The organism is Paenibacillus endophyticus, from assembly GCF_014192395.1.
GTDB lineage: Bacteria > Bacillota > Bacilli > Paenibacillales > Paenibacillaceae > Pristimantibacillus > Pristimantibacillus endophyticus.
The window spans coordinates 244,494-263,308 of the sequence record NZ_JACHXW010000009.1 but is presented as its reverse complement, the minus strand read 5'-3'; the positions used below and the strand labels follow the sequence as shown (position 1 = coordinate 263,308).

At 52.3% G+C, this 18,815-nt stretch carries 12 protein-coding genes; 1 reads left to right on the top strand and 11 read right to left on the bottom strand.

Annotated elements, in window-relative coordinates; translation table 11 throughout:
* Nucleotides 1–1,203: 1,203 nt before the first annotated feature.
* The 10 genes from FHS16_RS16930 to FHS16_RS16875 form a co-directional block, all read right to left on the bottom strand.
* Nucleotides 1,204–1,413, bottom strand: coding sequence for a fibronectin type III domain-containing protein (locus tag FHS16_RS16930; protein ID WP_183564826.1), 210 nt, complete (start codon nt 1,411–1,413; stop codon nt 1,204–1,206).
* A 300-nt stretch (nt 1,414–1,713) separates the two neighbouring features.
* Nucleotides 1,714–2,466, bottom strand: a complete 753-nt coding sequence (gene map, locus FHS16_RS16925) for a type I methionyl aminopeptidase (protein ID WP_183564823.1) — start codon at nt 2,464–2,466, stop codon at nt 1,714–1,716.
* Between the two features lie 1,896 nt (nt 2,467–4,362).
* Nucleotides 4,363–4,551 carry a hypothetical protein gene (locus FHS16_RS16910; protein ID WP_054026245.1) on the bottom strand — a complete coding sequence of 63 codons (189 nt, stop codon included), beginning with the start codon at nt 4,549–4,551 and terminating at the stop codon, nt 4,363–4,365.
* A 181-nt stretch (nt 4,552–4,732) separates the two neighbouring features.
* Entirely contained in the window at nt 4,733–4,954 is a 222-nt protein-coding gene (locus FHS16_RS16905; protein ID WP_183564820.1) for a hypothetical protein, read from the bottom strand.
* 140 nt (nt 4,955–5,094) lie between these two features.
* Nucleotides 5,095–5,523 carry a PaaI family thioesterase gene (locus tag FHS16_RS16900; protein ID WP_246431789.1) on the bottom strand — a complete coding sequence of 143 codons (429 nt, stop codon included), beginning with the start codon at nt 5,521–5,523 and terminating at the stop codon, nt 5,095–5,097.
* A gap of 5 nt (nt 5,524–5,528) precedes the next feature.
* Nucleotides 5,529–7,307, bottom strand: coding sequence for a long-chain-fatty-acid--CoA ligase (locus tag FHS16_RS16895; protein WP_183564817.1), 1,779 nt, complete (start codon nt 7,305–7,307; stop codon nt 5,529–5,531).
* A gap of 15 nt (nt 7,308–7,322) precedes the next feature.
* Nucleotides 7,323–9,098: an acyl-CoA dehydrogenase FadE gene (locus FHS16_RS16890; RefSeq protein WP_183564814.1), complete on the bottom strand. Its 1,776-nt coding sequence runs from the start codon at nt 9,096–9,098 to the stop codon at nt 7,323–7,325.
* 247 nt (nt 9,099–9,345) lie between these two features.
* Nucleotides 9,346–10,560, bottom strand: coding sequence for an acetyl-CoA C-acyltransferase (locus FHS16_RS16885; RefSeq protein ID WP_183564811.1), 1,215 nt, complete (start codon nt 10,558–10,560; stop codon nt 9,346–9,348).
* 30 nt (nt 10,561–10,590) lie between these two features.
* On the bottom strand, nt 10,591–13,032 hold the full coding sequence (locus FHS16_RS16880) for a 3-hydroxyacyl-CoA dehydrogenase/enoyl-CoA hydratase family protein (protein WP_183564808.1): 2,442 nt from the start codon (nt 13,030–13,032) through the stop codon (nt 10,591–10,593).
* A gap of 442 nt (nt 13,033–13,474) precedes the next feature.
* Nucleotides 13,475–15,718, bottom strand: a complete 2,244-nt coding sequence (locus tag FHS16_RS16875) for a (Fe-S)-binding protein (RefSeq protein WP_183564805.1) — start codon at nt 15,716–15,718, stop codon at nt 13,475–13,477.
* A gap of 237 nt (nt 15,719–15,955) precedes the next feature.
* Between FHS16_RS16875 and FHS16_RS16870 the strand changes: the two genes are divergently transcribed.
* Nucleotides 15,956–16,804 (top strand): electron transfer flavoprotein subunit beta/FixA family protein, encoded by an 849-nt coding sequence (locus FHS16_RS16870; RefSeq protein ID WP_183564897.1) that lies wholly within the window; start codon nt 15,956–15,958, stop codon nt 16,802–16,804.
* A 1,719-nt stretch (nt 16,805–18,523) separates the two neighbouring features.
* On the opposite strand, the gene FHS16_RS16855 is transcribed toward FHS16_RS16870, so the two are convergent.
* Nucleotides 18,524–18,815, bottom strand: a 292-nt coding sequence (locus FHS16_RS16855) for a PT domain-containing protein (protein ID WP_183564802.1), incomplete at its 5' end; no start/stop codon positions are given.

The window sequence follows — 18,815 nt, the reverse complement described above, 5'->3', positions numbered from 1 at the left end:
AATGCCTTGTCGAATTTCTTCCGTTGTCCCATATGAACCCCTCCATGATTTATTATAGAGGTTTTCTTCGTGTCCATCTATTCGGGGCAAGGTCACAGCCTTGCTACGTTGTAGTTTCTGCAACTGAATGGCGCTATGGGAGACAAATTTCACCCGTAAGGCTGTTTCTACTGCACTTTCTGCAGTGTAGCCTCTCGCGGTCCCCTTTTTATGTGGATTCTATTGTACAAAGTGCAATATAACTGAAGCGCGTGGTGGGTTTTATCTGAGTTCTTCAGCCATTATGTTACTTATAGACTCGTTTGCTACTTCTACTTTCCCCCTGTCGACTACCCAAGCTACGTTGCACTTTGTACACTCTATTCGTCGTTTAAGTCATCAGAGCCTTACTACGTTGTAGTTTCTGCAACAGAATGGCGCTATGGGAGACAAATTTCATCCGTAAGGCTGATTCTACTGCACTTTCTGCATTGTAGCCTCTCGCGGTCCCCTTTTTATGTGGTTTCTATTGTACAAAGTGCAATGTAACTGAAGCGCGTGGTGGGTTTTATCTGAGTTTCTTCTGCCAATATGTTTCTTATAGACTCGTTTGCTACTTCTACTTTCCCCCTGTCGACTACCCAAGCTACGTTGCACTTTGTACACTCTATTCGTCGTTTAAGTCATCACAGCCTTGCTACATTGTAGTTTCTGCAACAGAATGGCGCTATGGGAGACAAATTTCACCCGTAAGGCTGATTCTACTGCACTTTCTGCAGTGTAGCCTCTCGCGGTCCCCTTTTTATGTGGTATCTATTGCACAAAGTGCAATGTAACTGAAGCGAACGGTGGGTTATCCTCCGATTCTCTCCTGCCAATATGTTTCTTATAGACTCGTTTGCTACTTCTAATTTCCCCCTGTCGACTACCCAAGCTACGTTGCACTTTGTACACTCTATTCGTCGTTTAAGTCATCACAGCCTTGCTACATTGTAGTTTCTGCAACAGAATGGCACTATTGCAGCCATAATTCACTCGTAAGGCTGATTCTACTGCACTTTCTACTGTGTAGCCTCTCGCGGTCCCCTTTTTATGTGGATTCTATTGTACAAAGTGCAATGTAACTGAAGCGCGTGGTGGGTTTTATCTGAGTTCTTCAGCCTACACGACACATGACACCTAAGCTACGTTGCACTTTGTACACTCTATTCGTCGTTTAAGTAATCAGAGCCTTGCGCCATCGTGATTGGACTCGTTATACCCGTTTTGAGGCGCTTGCGGAACGGACAGAGGTATCGAAGTCACTTCATTAGAAAGCTCGCTGTCTCCCGCCGCATTTACTGTTTTCACAACGAAGTAATAAAGCGTTCCATTCGTCAGACCTGAAGCCGCATAGCTCTTGCGCGCCGTTAACTGTTCCGACTGCGGCTCCATAACTCCCAGAAGCCTCTTTAACATAAATTTGATAAGACGATGATCCGCTTACCGGGGGACCAATCTAAAACAACTTGCCCGTTTCCGGCAACAGCAAACTGCATCGTTGTTGATGCTGTATTTTTTACGTTGATGGTAAAAGCAGTATTTGTTCCCGCATTCTTTTCTAATGTAAAAATGTGAGAGCCTTACCATTCTGTAGTTCGTTACATAGTCCTTTCCGTAAAAAAACCGAATGAACACAGCACGAGCTTAGCTGTATCATCCGGTCTCTATGTCCATTTCGTAAGTGGCCTAATTTTAATCCCATCGCGTTAAAACAATTGGGCCTTCTTTGGTAATGGCCACGGTATGCTCGAATTGTGCTGCCCACGCTCCGTCCCGTGTTCGTGCCCTCCACCCGTCCTGCGCAATGTACACGTCCGCCCTTCCAGCCGTAATGATGGGCTCTATCGTAATGACCATGCCTTCTTCGAGCGCAATTCCTTGACCAGGAACGCCGCGATGCATGACTTCAGGATATTCATGCATATTCCTTCCTATGCCATGACCTACGAATGCAGTAACCACGTCGAAGCCGGCTCTTTCTGCCCGCGCTTGTATCGCATAACCAATGTCTCCAAGTCGGTTGCCGAGCACCGCTTGCTTTATTCCATCCTGCAACGATTGCTCTGCGGCCAAAAGCAACTTTTCGGTTGCCGTGTTTATGCGGCCTATCGCGTAGGTCCAAGCCGAGTCTGCTTTCCAACCATCTACATCGGCTACCATGTCAATCGTAACAATATCACCCGTCTCTAAAGGCTCTGAATCAGGAAAACCATGGCAAACAACCTCATTGACGGAGGCACATATCGCGAACGGATAACCTTTGTACCCCTTCTGGGCCGGAGTCGCACCTCGATCCAGCATGAATCGCTCCACAAATCGGTCAATCTCCAGCGTCGTTACGCCTGGCGCAATCCGCTTTGAAAGAGCTTTGTGACAGGCAGCGACAATACGACCAGCCTTGCGAATACCTCGAATATGTTCCTTCGTCTTCAAATCCACTGCCATGTGTGTTCAAACCTCCTTAAGGTTTTACGAAGCAAGTTAGTGGCTATACTTGAACCAACGTTTTGCGGCAACAAATTCCACATCGCCGAGCAAAAAATTAAGGCATAACGAGTAGATTTGTCTATGTATAACTTATTCGCGTAAAAGGAGACAAATGCCCATCCGATATGGCGAATTTATTGACAATAGGCTTATATTCCATTGCTGCTGGTTGTCAAACCAGTTATTCAGCTTCATGAATATGCTGTAAATTACAACATAGCTGGCCCCATTAAATGTTAAATGTAACGACTTGATCTACCTAATAACTAGATGCTGCAAGCGCAAATAACTCCAACAGTTAGCGAACAGGCGGGTAACCACTGCATATATTTTTCAGAATTTCTCAAGCAGATCAGTTAAACTCCCTATGTCGGGCTCCCTCCAGTCGATCACATCAGGTACCTAACTCAAATTTACTCAAACCATTCACTCAAGTTGCCTACCTCAGATTTCCCTCAGTCGATCACTCCAGTCACTTAACTCATATTTACTCCAGAACCCCTAGCTACTTTGCACTTTGTACACTCTAATCGTCGTTTAACTAACCACGCTCTTACTACTTTTCAGTTTCTGCAACAGAATGGTAGTGTTTTATGCTGTTAACCACTTATTAGGTGATTCTGTTGCACTTTCTACAAAGTATCCTCGCGAGTTGCCTTTATGTTAGATCTCTTTGCAGAAAGTACAATGTACACCTCGATTGTAGAGTGGCTGGTTAATGATTTAATTGGCTACCCGAATATGCTGTGAATTACAAAAAAGCTTCTCCCATTAAACGTAACGACTTGACCTACCCGATAACTAGATGCTGCACGCGGGGATACTCAAACAGTTGGTGAATGAGAGGATTACCACTGCGGAGATTTTCCGCATTTCTCAGGCCGGTCAGTCATGCTCCCTACCGCATGTTCCCTCCAGTTGATCACTTAAGTTACCTAACTCAAATTCACTCCAGAAACCTCCCTTGCTACGTTGCACTTTGTACACTCTAATCGTCGTTTAACTAACCACGCTCTTGCTACGTTGCAGTTTTTGCAATAGAATGGCATTGTTTTATCCCGTTAACCACTTATTAGAGTGATTCTGCTGCACTTTCAACAACGTAGCCTCGCGAATTGCCTTTTATGTGAGTTTTCATTGCAGAAAGTACAATGTACCGCGGTTGGTTGGTTGGTTGGTTGGTTGGTTGGTTGGTTGGTTGGTTGGTTGGTTGGTTGGTCAATGATTTAAATGGCTTCCCGAACTTGCTGTAAATTACAACATAGTTGCTCCAGTTACCTAACTCAAATTTACTCCAGAAACCTCCCTAGCTACGTTGCACTTTGTACACTCTAATCGTCGTTTAACTAACCACGCTCTTGCTACGTTGCAGTTTCTGCAACAGAATGGCATTGTTTTATCCCGTTAACCACTTATTAGAGTGGTTCTGCTGCACTTTCTACAACGTAGCCTCGCGAATTGCCTTTTATGTGAGTTTTCATTGCACAAAGTACAATGTACGCCGCGGTGGTTGGTTTGGTTTGGTCGGTTGGTTGGTTGGTTGGTTGGTTGGTTGGTTGGTTGGTTGGTTGGTTGGTTGGTTGGTTGGTTGGTTGGTTGGTTGGTTTGGCTAGTTGCTCGGTTTGATTGGTTCACTTGGCTTACTTGGCTTACTTGGTTTACTTGGTTTACTTAGTTTGCTCGGTTTGCTCGGTTTGCTGGGTTTGCTCGGTTTGCTCGGTTTGCTCGGTTTGCTTGATGGTCGTAAATAATGAAGTTGGGTTTAAGCGGGGGGCGCAGCACTACCTGCATAAACAAAAAAGACTTTGCATCCTGCCGCGTGACAGTGTACAAAGCCGTATTATACTTATTGTGCTAACTGACTGAGGAGTTGATCCTGCCTAACTCATTTTCCACCAATGTCGTTAATTCATCCTCGTAGCCTCCGGTAATCCGGTACTTGCGAATATATTCTTTAACAAACTTACGCGGGTCCTTGGGTTGAAAAATTCTCGTGAGTTCCTTCAGGCTTTCCTTGACTTCATTCTGGCTATGTTTCGCCATGAAATCTCCTCCCCTTTACGTTGGATGGTCGTCCTAAACAGCATTATACGAGACCGCATGCGGCGAGTACTCCGCAAGAACCCCCACTCGGTGCAGGCAACTCCATGGCCAATGAGTCACAATGTTCACATTTTTCTTACTATTATAACATTTTGATTTCGATTATGAAAGTGAACATTTCTTAATCTTGCGGCGTGGCTTGTTCGGGTTTGGCTTCCTTCTTGTGCCCGCCATCCGTTGATTTTGCTGATATAAACACGTTTGGAGGCGAGACATCGTCTGCTTGGTGAGACGTCGAAGATAGCCTGTCTTTACGAAACATTCTTAAATATGCGATCACGCCAACGACGGCAACCGCGATTCCGAATCCTAATACGAGTGTCGTTACCCAGCCTTGAACCATGTCCTCGCCTCCTTCCCTATTACATTTATCGGAATATACCCGACATTCATTAATCCTTTTGCCAGCTATTAAACTTTCCATATATTAGGTTTTATTATAACGAATCAGAAGCAGGCAAGCAAATGACCAGCATATCCCTCCTATATAATGCGATAAGCACCGATTCCAAGACCAAGCAGCTTCCCGCTTTCATCCTTCACCTGTGCTTCGAGCGTCAATGTCCGTGCCGTACGATGAACTAGGACCGCCTCGCACAAAAGCACCCCGCCCTTGCTGCTCGCTAGAAATTGTGTATTCAAATTCGCTGTTACCGTACGCTGTTCAGGTGCTGCCAGCATCACGCAAAGACCCATGGCATTGTCTAGAAGCGACATCAGAACGCCGCCGTGAACGATGCCGAGCAAGTTGAGATGCCGCTCAGACGCGTCTAGACAGATCGTCGCTTTGCTGGCGTTTGCCTGTACGACCTCACAGCCGAGCACGCCCCAAAATGTCGCTTGAGCGCGCTCCGCGAGCCTAGTCAGGTGACCGGCCTGATCAGCCTCCTGTACAAACCAGTCCTCATCCAAGCCGATCACTCTCCCTTGTTCTCAGCAGCGGCCTTCTGTTCGATCTCCTCTTCTTGAAGCTTGCGGCGAAGCACCTTGCCAACCATCGTCTTTGGAAGCGTTTCCCTAATCGCATAGTAATGAGGTACCTTGTACGCAGCCAGGCGCTCTCTGCACCAACGATCGAGCTGACTGCTCGATACTTGCCAGCCCTCTTTGAACACGATAAACGCTTTTACCGTTTCGCCGCGGTACTCATCCTTAACGCCGATAACGGCCGCTTCCCTGACGGCAGGGTGCTCGAACAGCACCTCCTCCACCTCTCGTGGATAAATATTAAACCCGCCGGCAATAATAACATCCTTAATACGATCCATGATCGTAAAATAACCGTCCTCGTCCATTGTGGCCAAATCGCCCGTATATAACCACCCGTCGCGCAGCACTTGAGCCGTTTCCGCTGGTTTGTTCCAGTAGCCCTTCATGACCTGCGGCCCGCGAACGATAAGCTCTCCAAGCTCACCGACAGGCAGCCGCTCACCTGTTTCCTGATGAATGACAACCGCTTCCGTATCGGGAAACGGGACACCGATCGTCCCGATTTTGCGCCGCCCCCATATCGGATTGGCATGCGTGACCGGTGAGGCCTCGGATAGCCCGTAGCCCTCGATAAGCCTACCTCCCGTCAGCGCCTCAAACTTCTCCTGAACCTCAAGCGGCAAAGCCGCAGAACCGCTTATGCACACATTAATGGACGAAAGATCTGTTTTGGCAGCCGCCTTGTGGTGAATGAGCGCTACATACATCGTCGGTGCGCCTGGAAAAATAGTCGGCTTCTGCTGGCCTATCGTCTGAAGCACGGTCTCAACCTCGAAACGGGGCAGCAGAATAAGCGTGCCTGCGCGCAGCACCGACATATTCATTAATACCGTTAATCCAAATACGTGAAACAGCGGCAGCGCCGCTAGGAAACGCTCTTTCGCATCCTCTGCCTTGTAGCACCACGCAGAGGTTTGCATCGTGTTCGCCACCAGATTAAGGTGGGTCAACATAACTCCCTTTGGCGTTCCGGTTGTGCCGCCTGTATATTGCAGTGCCGCAAGCTCCGCTCCCTTAGCCGGCTCCGGCAACATATGAGAAGCGTGCTTCCCTGCCAGCAGCTTCTTGTAGTTGACTACGCCAAGGCTTCCGTATGGAATTTCTGCGCGAAAGCCATCTTTCCGCTGCTTGAGCGGGTACAGCAAGCTTTTGGGAAACGGCAGCCCATCCTTAATGGATGTGACTATTGCATGCCTCAGCTGCGGCAGAGGACCTTTCTCCGGCTGCTCCCCCCGCACCCGAGACAACCGCGGATAGAGCAAATCTACCGTAATGATGGCGACTGCCCCGCTGTCCGCCAGCTGATGCTCCAGTTCCCGCTCCACATACAGCGGATTCGTCTGCACGACTACGCCTCCTGCAAGCAGCACTCCGTAATAGGCAATAACAGCCTGCGGGCAATTGGGCAGCATGACCGCCACTCGATCGCCCTTAGCGACGCCGAGGGAGACAAGCCCTAGAGCAAGCCTGGTGGCCGAGTCATGCAGCTCGCGGTACGTTACGATTTTGCCAAGGAAATGAATAGCAGTGTGATCTGGATGCTTATTAACCGCATTAACTAAGAATTGAACGACGCTCTGGTCGGGATAGCTCTGCGAAGGAGAAACCTCCTCCGGATAGTGACGAAGCCATGGATACGCGAGCTGCTGTGCTTCAATGGACGGCTGGTCTTGCAAAGACGGGTCTTCCGGTCCGAGCGGCTCCATTCATGCTCTCCCCCTTCACACGACATAATGCTCACCGCGAATGACGCGGGCAGCAATCGTTCGTTTCAAAGCAACCGTATCCGACAGCGGCGCACGCATTAGCTTCTTCAGAATGGACAGCTGCATCTGCAGAGCGTCTCCTTGCTCAAGCGCGGCAAGCGCAAGCTTAGCCAGCGAATCCACGCGCTCCATCGCTTCCTGCACGAATACAGTCGTCATCGCGATGACGTTTTCCGCTTTCTCCGATCCCGCCCCGCCGCTTGCCTTGACAATCTTTTGAGACCGCAGCAACGCGCTTTCCATAGCAAATATTTGGATCATCAGATCGGCGAGCGAGCACAACACCTCCTGCTCCTGTTCAAGCCGGAGACCCAGCTTCTGGACCGCCAGCCCCCCAATGGCAAGGAAAGCCTTCTTGGCCTGCCCTAGGCGGAACGCCTCTTTGCTGAGCGGCTTCTCAAGCGGCGGTATCGGCATCGGCTGCACGAGCTCGGCTTGAAGCGACCGTACCTTGCGCAGCAGGGGAAGCTCTCCCTTTAAAGCTTTTTTCATCAGCGTTCCGGGTATGAGCATTCGGTTGATTTCATTCGTCCCTTCAAAAATCCGGTTAATCCGCGAATCCCGGTATATCCGCTCCACTTTATATTCATGGATATAGCCGTATCCGCCATGAATCTGCACCCCTTCGTCAGCTACGAAATCAAGCGCCTCGGATGCGAATACTTTAATAATCGAGCACTCAATGGCATACTCTCCGATCGCCTTCGCAATGGACACGCCGTCTGCAGACTCCGTTGTCCGCAGCATCGCGTCAATCCATCCGGCGGTCCGGTATACCATGCTTTCAAGCACATAAGTACGAATGTTCATATCGGCCAGCTTCGCGCCAATGAGCGGGTAAGAGGAAATTGCCCGGCCGAACTGTTTTCGCGTATTCGCATACGAGGATGCCAGCTCAATCGTCTCCTTCGATGATCCGAGGCAGGCTGCCCCAAGCTTGAATCTGCCAATGTTCAAAATATTAAAGGCAATCTGATGCCCTTTTCCGACCTCCCCCAGTACATTCTCGACCGGTACGGGCACATCCTCGAAAAACAAAGGGCGCGTTGAAGAACCCTTGATGCCCATCTTATGCTCCTCCGGACCAATACTGAACCCCGCCATGCCCTTCTCCACAATAAACGCTGTAAAATATTCACCATCGACTTTGGCATACACGATGAACAAGTCCGCAAAACCGGCATTCGTGATATACAGCTTGGAGCCGTTCAATACGTAATGCTTGCCATCCGGCGTCAGCCTGGCCGTCGTTCTCGCGCCGAGCGCATCCGAGCCCGATGCCGGCTCCGTCAAGCAATAGGCGGCAATCCGCTCGCCGGTTGCAAGCGCAGGCAGGTAAGCTTGTTTTTGCGCTGGCGTTCCGAAGAATACGATGGGCAGCGTACCGATGCCAGTATGCGCTCCGACCGAAAGCGCGAACGACGAAGCGCGGGCCAGCGTCTCCGCAAGCAATGTCGTGCTAACCTTATCCAGGCCAAGACCACCGTATGCTTCCGGCACATCGGCACCGAGCAAGCCAAGCTCCCCTGCCTTCCGCATCAATTCTACCGTCAGTTCATAATTCAGCGCCTCCAAGTCTGCATCGCGAGGCGTAATCTCCGTATCCAAAAACTGCCGCGCCGCATCTCCCATCATCCGCTGCTCTTCCGTGAAGTCCTCAGGTGTCACCACCGAATCCGGCGTGCTGTCCTCCATGACAAACCGGCCGCCAAAACGTATCGCTTCCGTCATGCTGCAGGTCTCCCTTCAGTCATTCGATTATTAGCGCTGTTCATTGTACTCGCCCTAAATGATTGACGCCGTCCGCACCTCGATCACATGAATCGCACCATGTCTCTCCTAATTCACCGCATACCTCTATCACACTGATCGCACCGCGTCTCTCCTTATGCAGCGCATACCTCGATCACACTGAATACACCGCGTCTGCCCTCATGCAACACACACCTCAATCATACGGACCGCACCGCGTCTGCCCTCATGAGCCGTATACCTCGATCACGCCAGCTGCCCCCATTCCGCCGCCTACGCACATCGTGACTACGCCAATCCCGCCTCCGCGCCTGCCAAGCTCATGAATAAGCGATACCGCCAGCTTCGTTCCCGTACAGCCAAGCGGATGCCCAAGCGCAATGGCTCCTCCGTTAACATTGACTCGGTCAGGCTGAATGCCCAGCTCTTTGATAATCGGAACGCACTGGGCGGCAAAAGCCTCGTTCAGCTCGAATAAATCAACCTGCTCAAGTGTAATCCCCGCTCTCCGAAGCGCTTTGGGTACCGCCTCAATGGGTCCAATGCCCATCACCTCGGGAGCGACACCCGCCACGCTGAAGCTTCGGAATACAGCGAGCGGCCGCAGTCCAAGCTCCTCGGCTCGCGCTCTGCTCATTACAATCACAGCAGCTGCGCCATCGCTCATTTGCGAGGTATTGCCTGCCGTAACCGTTCCTTCCCTGGCAAAAGATGGCTTGAGCGGCGCCAACGTTTGTACGCTCGTCTCCGGTCGCACGCCCTCATCGGTATCGAACTGAAATACCTTCGACCAAGGCCTTCCCGCATCATTCACCCCAGACCGGCTCGCCGTGATCGGAACGATTTCCGCTTTGAAGCGGCCTGCTTCGATTGCCGCTGCCGCCTTGCGATGGCTGGCTGCCGCGTACGCATCCTGTTCGCCCCGCGATACGCCGTAGCGGCGGGCAACCTCCTCGGCTGTATGCCCCATGCCCATGTAAACCTCCGGCCGCGAATCTACAATGGCCGGATGCGGCGACAGCTTAAACCCGGTCATCGGCACATGGCTCATGCTCTCCACGCCGCCAGCCGCTATAACATCCGCATCGCCAAGCCGAATACGCTCCGCCGCATACGCAATCGCCTGCAGGCCGGATGCGCAGAACCGGTTTATCGTAACGGCCGGCGTCGTTACCGGCAGCCCTGCATATAGCGAAATCGTGCGCGCCATGTTAAGCCCCTGCTCGCCTTCCGGCATCGCACAGCCGATAATCACATCCTCAATAAGTTCCGGCGACAGAGTCGGCACTCGCTTGAGTGCGCCTTCCAGCACCGCCCTGCCCAAATCCTCCGCCCTCGTCTCCGCCAGGCCGCCTTTGGATGCTTTGCCGACTGCCGTTCTCACCGCAGCTACGATAACAGCGTCTCGCCCATGATTCTCAAACGGTGATGAAGCTGACATTTCGCCCTCCTCCTTCTGCTTCAAAAGCATTTAATTGCGCAGCGGCTTGCCCGTCGCCAGCATATGGCTCATGCGCTCCTGCGTCTTCCGCTCTCCGCATAAGCTTAGGAATGCCTCGCATTCCAAATCGAGCAAATATTGCTCGCTTACCTCTGCGCCCGGCTGAATATCGCCGCCGGCAAGCACAGACCCAAGCTTGCCGGCGATAAGCGCGTCATGCTTGCTAATATGGCCGCTTAGCCGCATCGCCTGCACCGCGACCTTCAGCACCGCGCCGCCCTCGCGCCCGGCAACGCGGATGCGCTCCTCCGCTGGCGGCGAATAGCCTGCGCGGTCAAGCGCCAGCACCGCCCGCTTCGCCTCGGCAATTCGTGCTTCCTGGCGCATGATGACGCGGTCCTGCGGCCGCATCAGCCCGATACGGCTCACCTCGAAGCCGCTGGTTGACGCTTTTGCAAGCGCGATCGTCTCGAACAGCGTATTCAGGTGCGGCTGCAGGTCGCCTCCCGGCTTGCCGCTGCTCGCGGCCAATGCGCGATGCGCAGCCATCGCTGCCGCTTCCTTGCAGCCGCCGCCAGCTGGAATGAGGCCTACTCCCGTCTCTACGAGTCCGAAGTAGGTTTCCGGGGAGTATATGATTTGATCCGCAGGCAAGCACGCTTCAACCCCGCCGCCAAGCGTCATTCGGTGCGGAGCCGCTACAACAGGGCGATCGAGCCGCTTCAGCTGCAGCATGCTGCCTTGGAAGAAGCGAATAATCTCCTCTACCTCATCCCAGTCTCCGCTCTGCGCCTCCATCAACAGCAGCATCAGATTTGCGCCTACGCAGAAATGGCGGCCATCATTCGCAAGCACCAGCCCGCGCCAGTTCTGCGATACCTCCTTCGAGCTCCTCGTAATCGCGGCCAAAATATCACCGCCTATCGCATTGTTCGGCGAATGAAATTCAAGCAGCGCCACCTCGTCTCCAAGATCGATCAGACTAGCGCCGCTGGTCGAAAAGACGGTTTTCCCTGCTGCCTTAAGCGCTGCGAGCGAAATGGTATCCGGCTCAGCAGACTCCGCTTGATAGGCTCCGCTCGCTGCATAGACGCGCTCATCTCCCTGCATGCGATAAAAGCTTTCATTGCCTGCCTCAAGCCAGGACAATACCCACTCCGGTACGCGATCGCCCTCCTTCTGCATCCGCTGCACCGAATTCCGAAGCCCAATCGCATCCCACAGCTCGAACGGTCCCAGCTCCCAATTGAAGCCCCAGCGCATGGCACGATCGATATCCGAAAGCGAATCCGCTATGATGCCGACCTGACCCGCAGCATACAGCAGCGTTTTCTTAATCGTTGACCAAGCGAACTTCGCATATCGGTCACGCGGATCGCTGCCAAGCAGCGCTTTCACCTTCCCTGCCGCCCCTTTGGCAGTCTTGGAGGCATCGATGACCGGCGAGCTTACCGGACGCTTCGGCCCGTACTCCAGCGTATCCAATCGCAGGGACTCGATTTCGCTGCCGTTCTTGCCCTTTATTTTGCGATAGAATCCAGCTCCCGTTTTCTCGCCCAGACGCCCAGCGGCTACAAGCTGCTCCAGCAGCGCGGGCCTGGCAAACACCGCTTGCTCAGCGGAATCGCTGCTCCTCTCCCGTACATTGTCTACGACATGCAGCAGCGTATCGAGGCCTACAATGTCCAGCATGCGCAGCGTTGCCGTCTTCGGCCTGCCCATTGTGGGACCCGTGAGCGCATCCGCTTCTTCTACCGTCAGGCCAAACGCCAGCATATCCGCCAAGGTGACTAACATCCCATAGGTACCGATCCGGTTTGCAATAAAGTTAGGGGTATCCTTAGCCAGCACGACGCCCTTGCCCAGCCGTTTCTCGCAAACCTCCGTGAGCAGCCGCACTACCTCAGGCGAAGTATCCGCGGTAGCGACGATCTCAACCAGCTTCATGTAACGAGGAGGATTAAAGAAATGCGTAACGCCAAAATGCCTCCGAAACTCCTCGCTTCTCCCTTCTGCCATGGAAGCCGCCGACAAGCCCGACGTGTTCGTGGATACGATTGAACCTGGAGAGCGTGCCGATTCAATAACAGCAAGCACCTGCTGCTTAATGTCCAGCCGCTCAACAACTGCCTCTACGATCCAATCCGCCTCGCCAAGCGCGTCCAAATGATCGGTCAGGTTGCCTGGGGTTATGCGTGCGGCCCAGCTCGAATCATATAGCTGGGCCGGCTGGGATTTGCCCATCTTAGCGACAGCTGCCGCAGCAAGCCGGTTACGAACCTTGGCATCGGCAAGCGTCAATCCTTGCCGCTCCTCATCTGCCGTAAGCGACTGCGGTACAACGTCCAACAGAGTGACACGCATGCCTGCGTTCGCCAAATGGGCCGCGATGCCAGCGCCCATTACGCCTGAGCCGATCACAGCGGCTCTGCGTATGGAGCTGGCGCTTTTTTGCAGCGCTTGTATCGTCATTTACAGCCTCCCTGTACTTTGTTTTTCCCTTTCGCTAGGCACTTTTTCGGACATGAGCTTTCCTCATGGCTTTTGTTTATTAGCAAATAATCCTTACATCATGAGGTGTGTGCTTTGCCTTTGCCTTTGCCTTGTACCTACAACCTCAAGTCATATACTTCTTCCTCTGCCTCGCTCCTCGCACCTTAAACCTCAAACCTCAAGTAGCTTACTCCGTCCTCTGTCTCGCACCTCGCACCTCAGACCTCAAGTCATATACTTCTTCCTCTGCCTCGCTCCTAGCACTTACAACCTCAAGTCGTTCAATCCTTCCTCTGTCTCGCACCTCGCTCCTTTAACCTCAAGTCGTTTACTCCATCCTCTATCTCACTCCTAGCACCTCAAACCTCACAAATATCCCCATTGCCTTACCTCGTCCCGCTACCTCATGCCGCTTAACCGCTTATTCGCCAAAGACGCTCTCTGCCAGAAGCTCTGCCACATCTCGCGCAATAACCCGCTCATCGGAACCTAGCGCCTTCAAGCCATCCTCCATCATCGTCAAGCAGTATGGGCAGGCAGAGCTGATAACCGATGGCTTCACCTCCAGCGCCTGCGCGGTCCGAGCATGGTTGACCCTCGTTCCGGCATGCTCCTCCATCCACATTAGTCCGCCTCCCGCTCCGCAGCACATCCCGTTTGAGCGCGAGCGCTCCATCTCCAGTGTCGTCACGCCTGGTATGGCACGCAGCATATCCCTTGGCGCTTCATAGGTCTGGTTATAGCGGCCAAGATAACAGGAATCGTGAACGGTTACGCGCTCGTCGATCGCATGTACCGCTTTTAGCGAGCCGTTGGCGAGCAGCTTCGCAAGCAGCTCCGTGTGATGCTCGATTAAGATGTGCTGAGGCAGTCCAAAATCCGGATACTCGTTCTTGAGCGTATTATAGGTATGCGGGCAAGCGGTCACGATATGGCTAATCTCATATTTGCCGATGGTCTCGATGTTCTCGCGGCACAGCTCTTGAAAAAGCAGCTCATTCCCGATTCGCCTTGCGGTATCGCCGGAGCTTCGCTCCTCGTGTCCAAGCGTCGCGAAGCTTACGCCCGCATGCTTCAGCAGCCGCACAACATCGTACAGCACGCGACGACTGCGCATATCATAGGCGCCCATCGAGCCCGCCCAAAGGAGCACATCAGCTTTTCGTCCCTGCTGCTTCAGCTCTTGCATCGTAGGGACACGTATGCCTGTGCGGCTTTCGCACTCGGCAATCCATGCGGCACGCTCGGCGCGGGGCAGCCCCCACGGGTTGCTTTGTCGTTCAATATTCTGGAGCGCGCGCTGCCCGTCAGACGGCAGTCTGCCCTCCATGAGCACAAGATGACGGCGCATGTCGATGATTTTATCCACATGCTCATTGCCAACCGGGCATTGCTCCTCGCAATTGCGGCAGGTCGTGCACGCCCAGAGCTCCTCCTCCGTCAGAACCTCGCCAATCAGCTCCACCTCCTTCGGATCGACGCCCTCCCGTACGCTCCAAGCTCCTGCTTGCGCAGCCATCGTCGGCTCGATATCCGTTCCCCAGTCCTCTGGCGAATCCCAGGCGGGAATAACTCCGCCCATGACATGCGCACGTGGCACGTTCGTTTTGGATTGCCAAAGGCTGGCTGGCATCCACGGCGACTTGGACGTAATCGCTGCTCCCTTCTCCGTCAAATGATCCCTGAGTTTTACGATTAAATGCATCGGTGACAACAGCTTTCCGGTACTTGCGGCAGGACAGACGTTCGTGCAGCGGCCGCATTCCACGCAGGCATATAGATCAAGCATCTGCTTTTGAGAAAAATGCTCCACCTTCCCCGCACCGAACGACTCCGCTTCCTCGTCCTCTAGATTGAGCGGTGTAAGCCGCCCAGGCGGTGTGCTGCGTCGGAACCAAAGATTAATCGGACCGGTCATCAGATGAAAATGCTTTGACTGCGGCACGTAAACGAGAAAACCGAGCAGCACGATCAGATGCAGCCACCAAAACAGTTCAAAGCCGGCATGTGCCGCAGCGCTTCCCGATTGAATGCCAATGTTCTCAAGCAAATGTGCCAGACTGCCGCTGATTGGCGCATAAGACTCATGGACAGGCGCGTTGACAGACGTTGCCTCTTCCATAGCCAGCCGCTCGAACGCCAGCGTAAACAATACCGTCAGCATCAGCGAGCCAATGAACCACATGACAAGCGACGGCTTCCACCCTCGCTTCAGACGCGGCAGCCGTTCGCCGTAGCGCCGAAAGGCACCGTAGAGCACCGCGCCAAAAACGAGTATAACGGTCAGCTCCTGCGTAAGCGTGAACGCGCTATAATAGGGCAGCGGCAGCGGAGATCCGTTGCTCAGCCCCTTCCAGATCAGATCTGCCGCGCCGAACTGAAGCACGATAAAGCCGTAAAAATAAACCAAATGCATGATTCCGCTTCTCACGTCGTTCAGCAGCTTGCGATGACCAAGCACCTGAGCGCCAAAGCCTGCTTGGCTCCCCTGCGCGCGGCGATACCGGGTAAATGTATACGGTTCTCCCAGTCTCATATAGATGATCCGCCTGTGCACGACCATCCCGAACATGGTAACGGCAAGGATTACTACCGCAGCAAACAAGACCCACTTGCTCCCCGTAATCCAAGGATCGACCGTTCCGGCTGCCAACCATGATGACATATGCCACGCCTCCCTTAATTGCCCGCTCCTGCAACAGAGCATCAAAACGCAAAGTAGTCGGACAAGCATTAAAGCGCTTTCAAAAATAGCCGCAATGCTCCATGTATATGTCTTTTTGAGCATGAACATGCCGCCCAGTGGGCGATTGAAAACGGTCTATTCATGCCTCAAACCACATATCGTAGCACTGATGGACAGTGTGACCACCATGTCGGTTGAAGTGAGGGAGCTTCTATGCTGAAAATAGTTGTGCTTCTCAAGCAAACGTTTGATACCGAGGAAAAAATCATCGTAAACGCTGGCCGCGTGGATGAAGCAGACGCCAAATTCGTCATCAACCCTTACGATGAATATGCACTGGAGGAGGCGCTTCGCCAGCGGGAGCGGCTAGGCGGTGAAGTCATTGCGGTAACATGCGGCCCGGAGCGATCACAGGATGCGCTGCGCACAGCGCTGGCAATCGGTGCCGATGAAGCCCTTAGGCTGGACAGCTCGACTCTGCCCGAGGATGGCTCCGCAGTTGCGGCAGCACTAGCTGCCGTTATCGCGCCGCTCACTCCTGATCTCTTGCTTGCCGGACTATTCGCGGTAGACAGCGGGGCTGGAAGTGTCGCACTGCAGATCGCCGAGCGGCTGGGGCTGCACCATGCATCGTCTGCCGTTAAGCTTACGCTTCTAAGCGCAGATGAAATAAACGCATTACCCGCGGACAGCGTGCTGCAAGCCGCAAGTTCCTCCAGCGCTCAACGTTTTGCACTCGTCGAGCGCGACATCGAAGGCGATACCGAAACCGTCGTGATTCCGCTGCCCGCGCTCATCACGGCGCAGCAAGGCCTGAATGAGCCCCGCTATCCGTCTCTGCCGGGCATTATGAAAGCAAAGCGCAAGCCGCTTCGTACTGTAACGGCGGCCGAGCTGTTAAGCAGTGGTGCGCTCGAACCAGCGGACATAGAACCGCGCACCGCCCGAACAGAGCTGCTACCGCCACCGCCGCGAGCGGCAGGCAAACGTCTTCCCGGTGAGCCGATATCGCAGGCGGCCGCGCTGGTGTCGCTTTTGCGCGAGGAAGCAAAACTTCCTCTCTAATTAGTCTCCTAGTTGGAGGAAAGCATGAATGCGGAGCGAGTTTCAAGATTAAGCCCAACTACTCAAATTCTTCTTATGCTAATCACCTGAGCTACGCTGCACTTTGCACATGCTACTCGTCGTTCAAGTAACTACTCTATTGCTACGTTGCAGTTTCTGCAGCCTATTCGTCGTTTAACTAACCACGCTTTTGCTACGTTGCAGCTTGTACACTATATTCGTCATTTAACTAACCACTCTCTTGCTACGTTGCAGTTTGTGCACTCTATTCGTCATTTAACTAACCACTCTTTTGCTACGTTGCAGTTTGTACACTCTACTCGTCGTTTAACTAACCACTCTTTTGCTACGTTGCACTTTGTACACTCTATTCGTCGTTTAACTAACCACGCTCTTGCCACGTTGCAGTTTCTACAACAGAATGGTGCTTTCACAGCCTATTTCCCACTCATAAGGCTGATTCTATTGCACTTTCTGCAACGTAGCTTGGCGAATTGACGTTTACTTGAGATTCTGTTGCACAATGTGCAATGTACGCCTCATTTGGTGGTTGGTTAGTGATTGGTTGGTTGGTTGGTTGGTTGGTTGGTTGGTTGGTTGGTTGGTTGGTTGGAATAGATGAAATTAGTTACCTCAGACTCCCTCTAATCGATCACCCTAGCTACGTTGCACTTTGTACACTCTATTCGTCGTTTAACTAACCACGCTCTTGCTACGTTGCAGTTTCTGCAACAGAATGGTGCTTTCACAGCCTATTTCCCACTCATAAGGCTGATTCTATTGCACTTTCTGCAACGTAGCTTGGCGAATTGACGTTTACTTGAGATTCTATTTCACAAAGTGCAATGTACGCCTCATTTGGTGGTTGGTTAGTGATTAGTTGTTGATTAGTTGTTGATTAGTTGTTGGTGATTGTTGGTGGTTGGTGGTGGTTGGAATAGATGAAATTAGTTACCTCAGACTCCCTCCAATCGATCACCCTTGCTACGTTGCACTTTGTACACTCTATTCGTCGTTTAACTAACCACGCTCTTGCTACGTTGCAGTTTCTGCAACAGAATGGTGCTTTCACAGCCCATTTCCCACTCATAAGACTGATTCTGTTGCACTTTCTGCAACGTAGCTTGGCGAATTGACTTTTTCTTGAGATTCTATTGCACAAAGTGCAATGCACGCCTCATTTGGTGGTTGGTTGGTTGGTTGGTTGGTTGGTTGGTTGGTTGGTTGGTTGGTTGGTTGGTTGGTTGGTTGGTTGGTTGGTGGTTGGAATAGATGAAATTAGTTACCTCAGACTCCCTCCAATCGATCACCCTAGCTACGTTGCACTTTGTACACTCTATTCGTCGTTTTACTAACCACGCTCTTGCTACGTTGCAGTTTCTGCAACAGAATGGTGCTTTCAAAGCCTATTTCCCACTCATAAGGCTGATTCTATTGCACTTTCTGCAACGTAGCTTGGCGAATTGACTTTTTCTTGAGATTCTATTGCACAAAGTGCAATGCACGCCTCATTTGGTGGTTGATTAGTGATTGGTTGTTGGTGATTGTTGGTGGTTGGTGGTTGGAATAGATAAAATAAATTAGTTACCTCAGACTCCCTCCAATCGATCACCCTAGCTACGTTGCACTTTGTACACTCTATTCGTCGTTTAACTAACCACGCTCTTGCTACGTTGCAGTTTCTGCAACAGAATGGTGCTTTCACAGCCTATTTCCCACTCATAAGGCTGATTCTATTGCACTTTCTGCAACGTAGCTTGGCGAATTGACTTTTTCTTGAGATTCTATTGCACAAAGTGCAATGCACGCCTCATTTGGTGGTTGATTGGTTAGTGATTGGTTGGTTGGTTGGTTGGTTGGTTGGTTGGTTGGTTGGTTGGTTGGTTGGTTGGTTGGTTGGTTGGTTGGTTGGTTGGTTGGTTGGTTGGTTGGTTGGTTGGTTGGTTGGTTGGTTGGTTGGTTGGTTGGTTGGTTGGTTGGTTGGTTGGTTGGTTGGTTGGTTGGTTGGTTG

Excerpts from the sequence above, each read along its gene's own strand:
- FHS16_RS16930 (WP_183564826.1), bottom strand. The coding sequence starts at position 1,413 with ATGGAGCCGCAGTCGGAACAGTTAACGGCGCGCAAGAGCTATGCGGCT.
- map (WP_183564823.1), bottom strand. The coding sequence starts at position 2,466 with ATGGCAGTGGATTTGAAGACGAAGGAACATATTCGAGGTATTCGCAAG.
- FHS16_RS16910 (WP_054026245.1), bottom strand. The coding sequence starts at position 4,551 with ATGGCGAAACATAGCCAGAATGAAGTCAAGGAAAGCCTGAAGGAACTC.
- FHS16_RS16905 (WP_183564820.1), bottom strand. The coding sequence starts at position 4,954 with ATGGTTCAAGGCTGGGTAACGACACTCGTATTAGGATTCGGAATCGCG.
- FHS16_RS16895 (WP_183564817.1), bottom strand. The coding sequence starts at position 7,307 with ATGGAGCCGCTCGGACCGGAAGACCCGTCTTTGCAAGACCAGCCGTCC.
- FHS16_RS16890 (WP_183564814.1), bottom strand. The coding sequence starts at position 9,098 with ATGACGGAAGCGATACGTTTTGGCGGCCGGTTTGTCATGGAGGACAGC.
- FHS16_RS16885 (WP_183564811.1), bottom strand. The coding sequence starts at position 10,560 with ATGTCAGCTTCATCACCGTTTGAGAATCATGGGCGAGACGCTGTTATC.
- FHS16_RS16880 (WP_183564808.1), bottom strand. The coding sequence starts at position 13,032 with ATGACGATACAAGCGCTGCAAAAAAGCGCCAGCTCCATACGCAGAGCC.
- FHS16_RS16875 (WP_183564805.1), bottom strand. The coding sequence starts at position 15,718 with ATGTCATCATGGTTGGCAGCCGGAACGGTCGATCCTTGGATTACGGGG.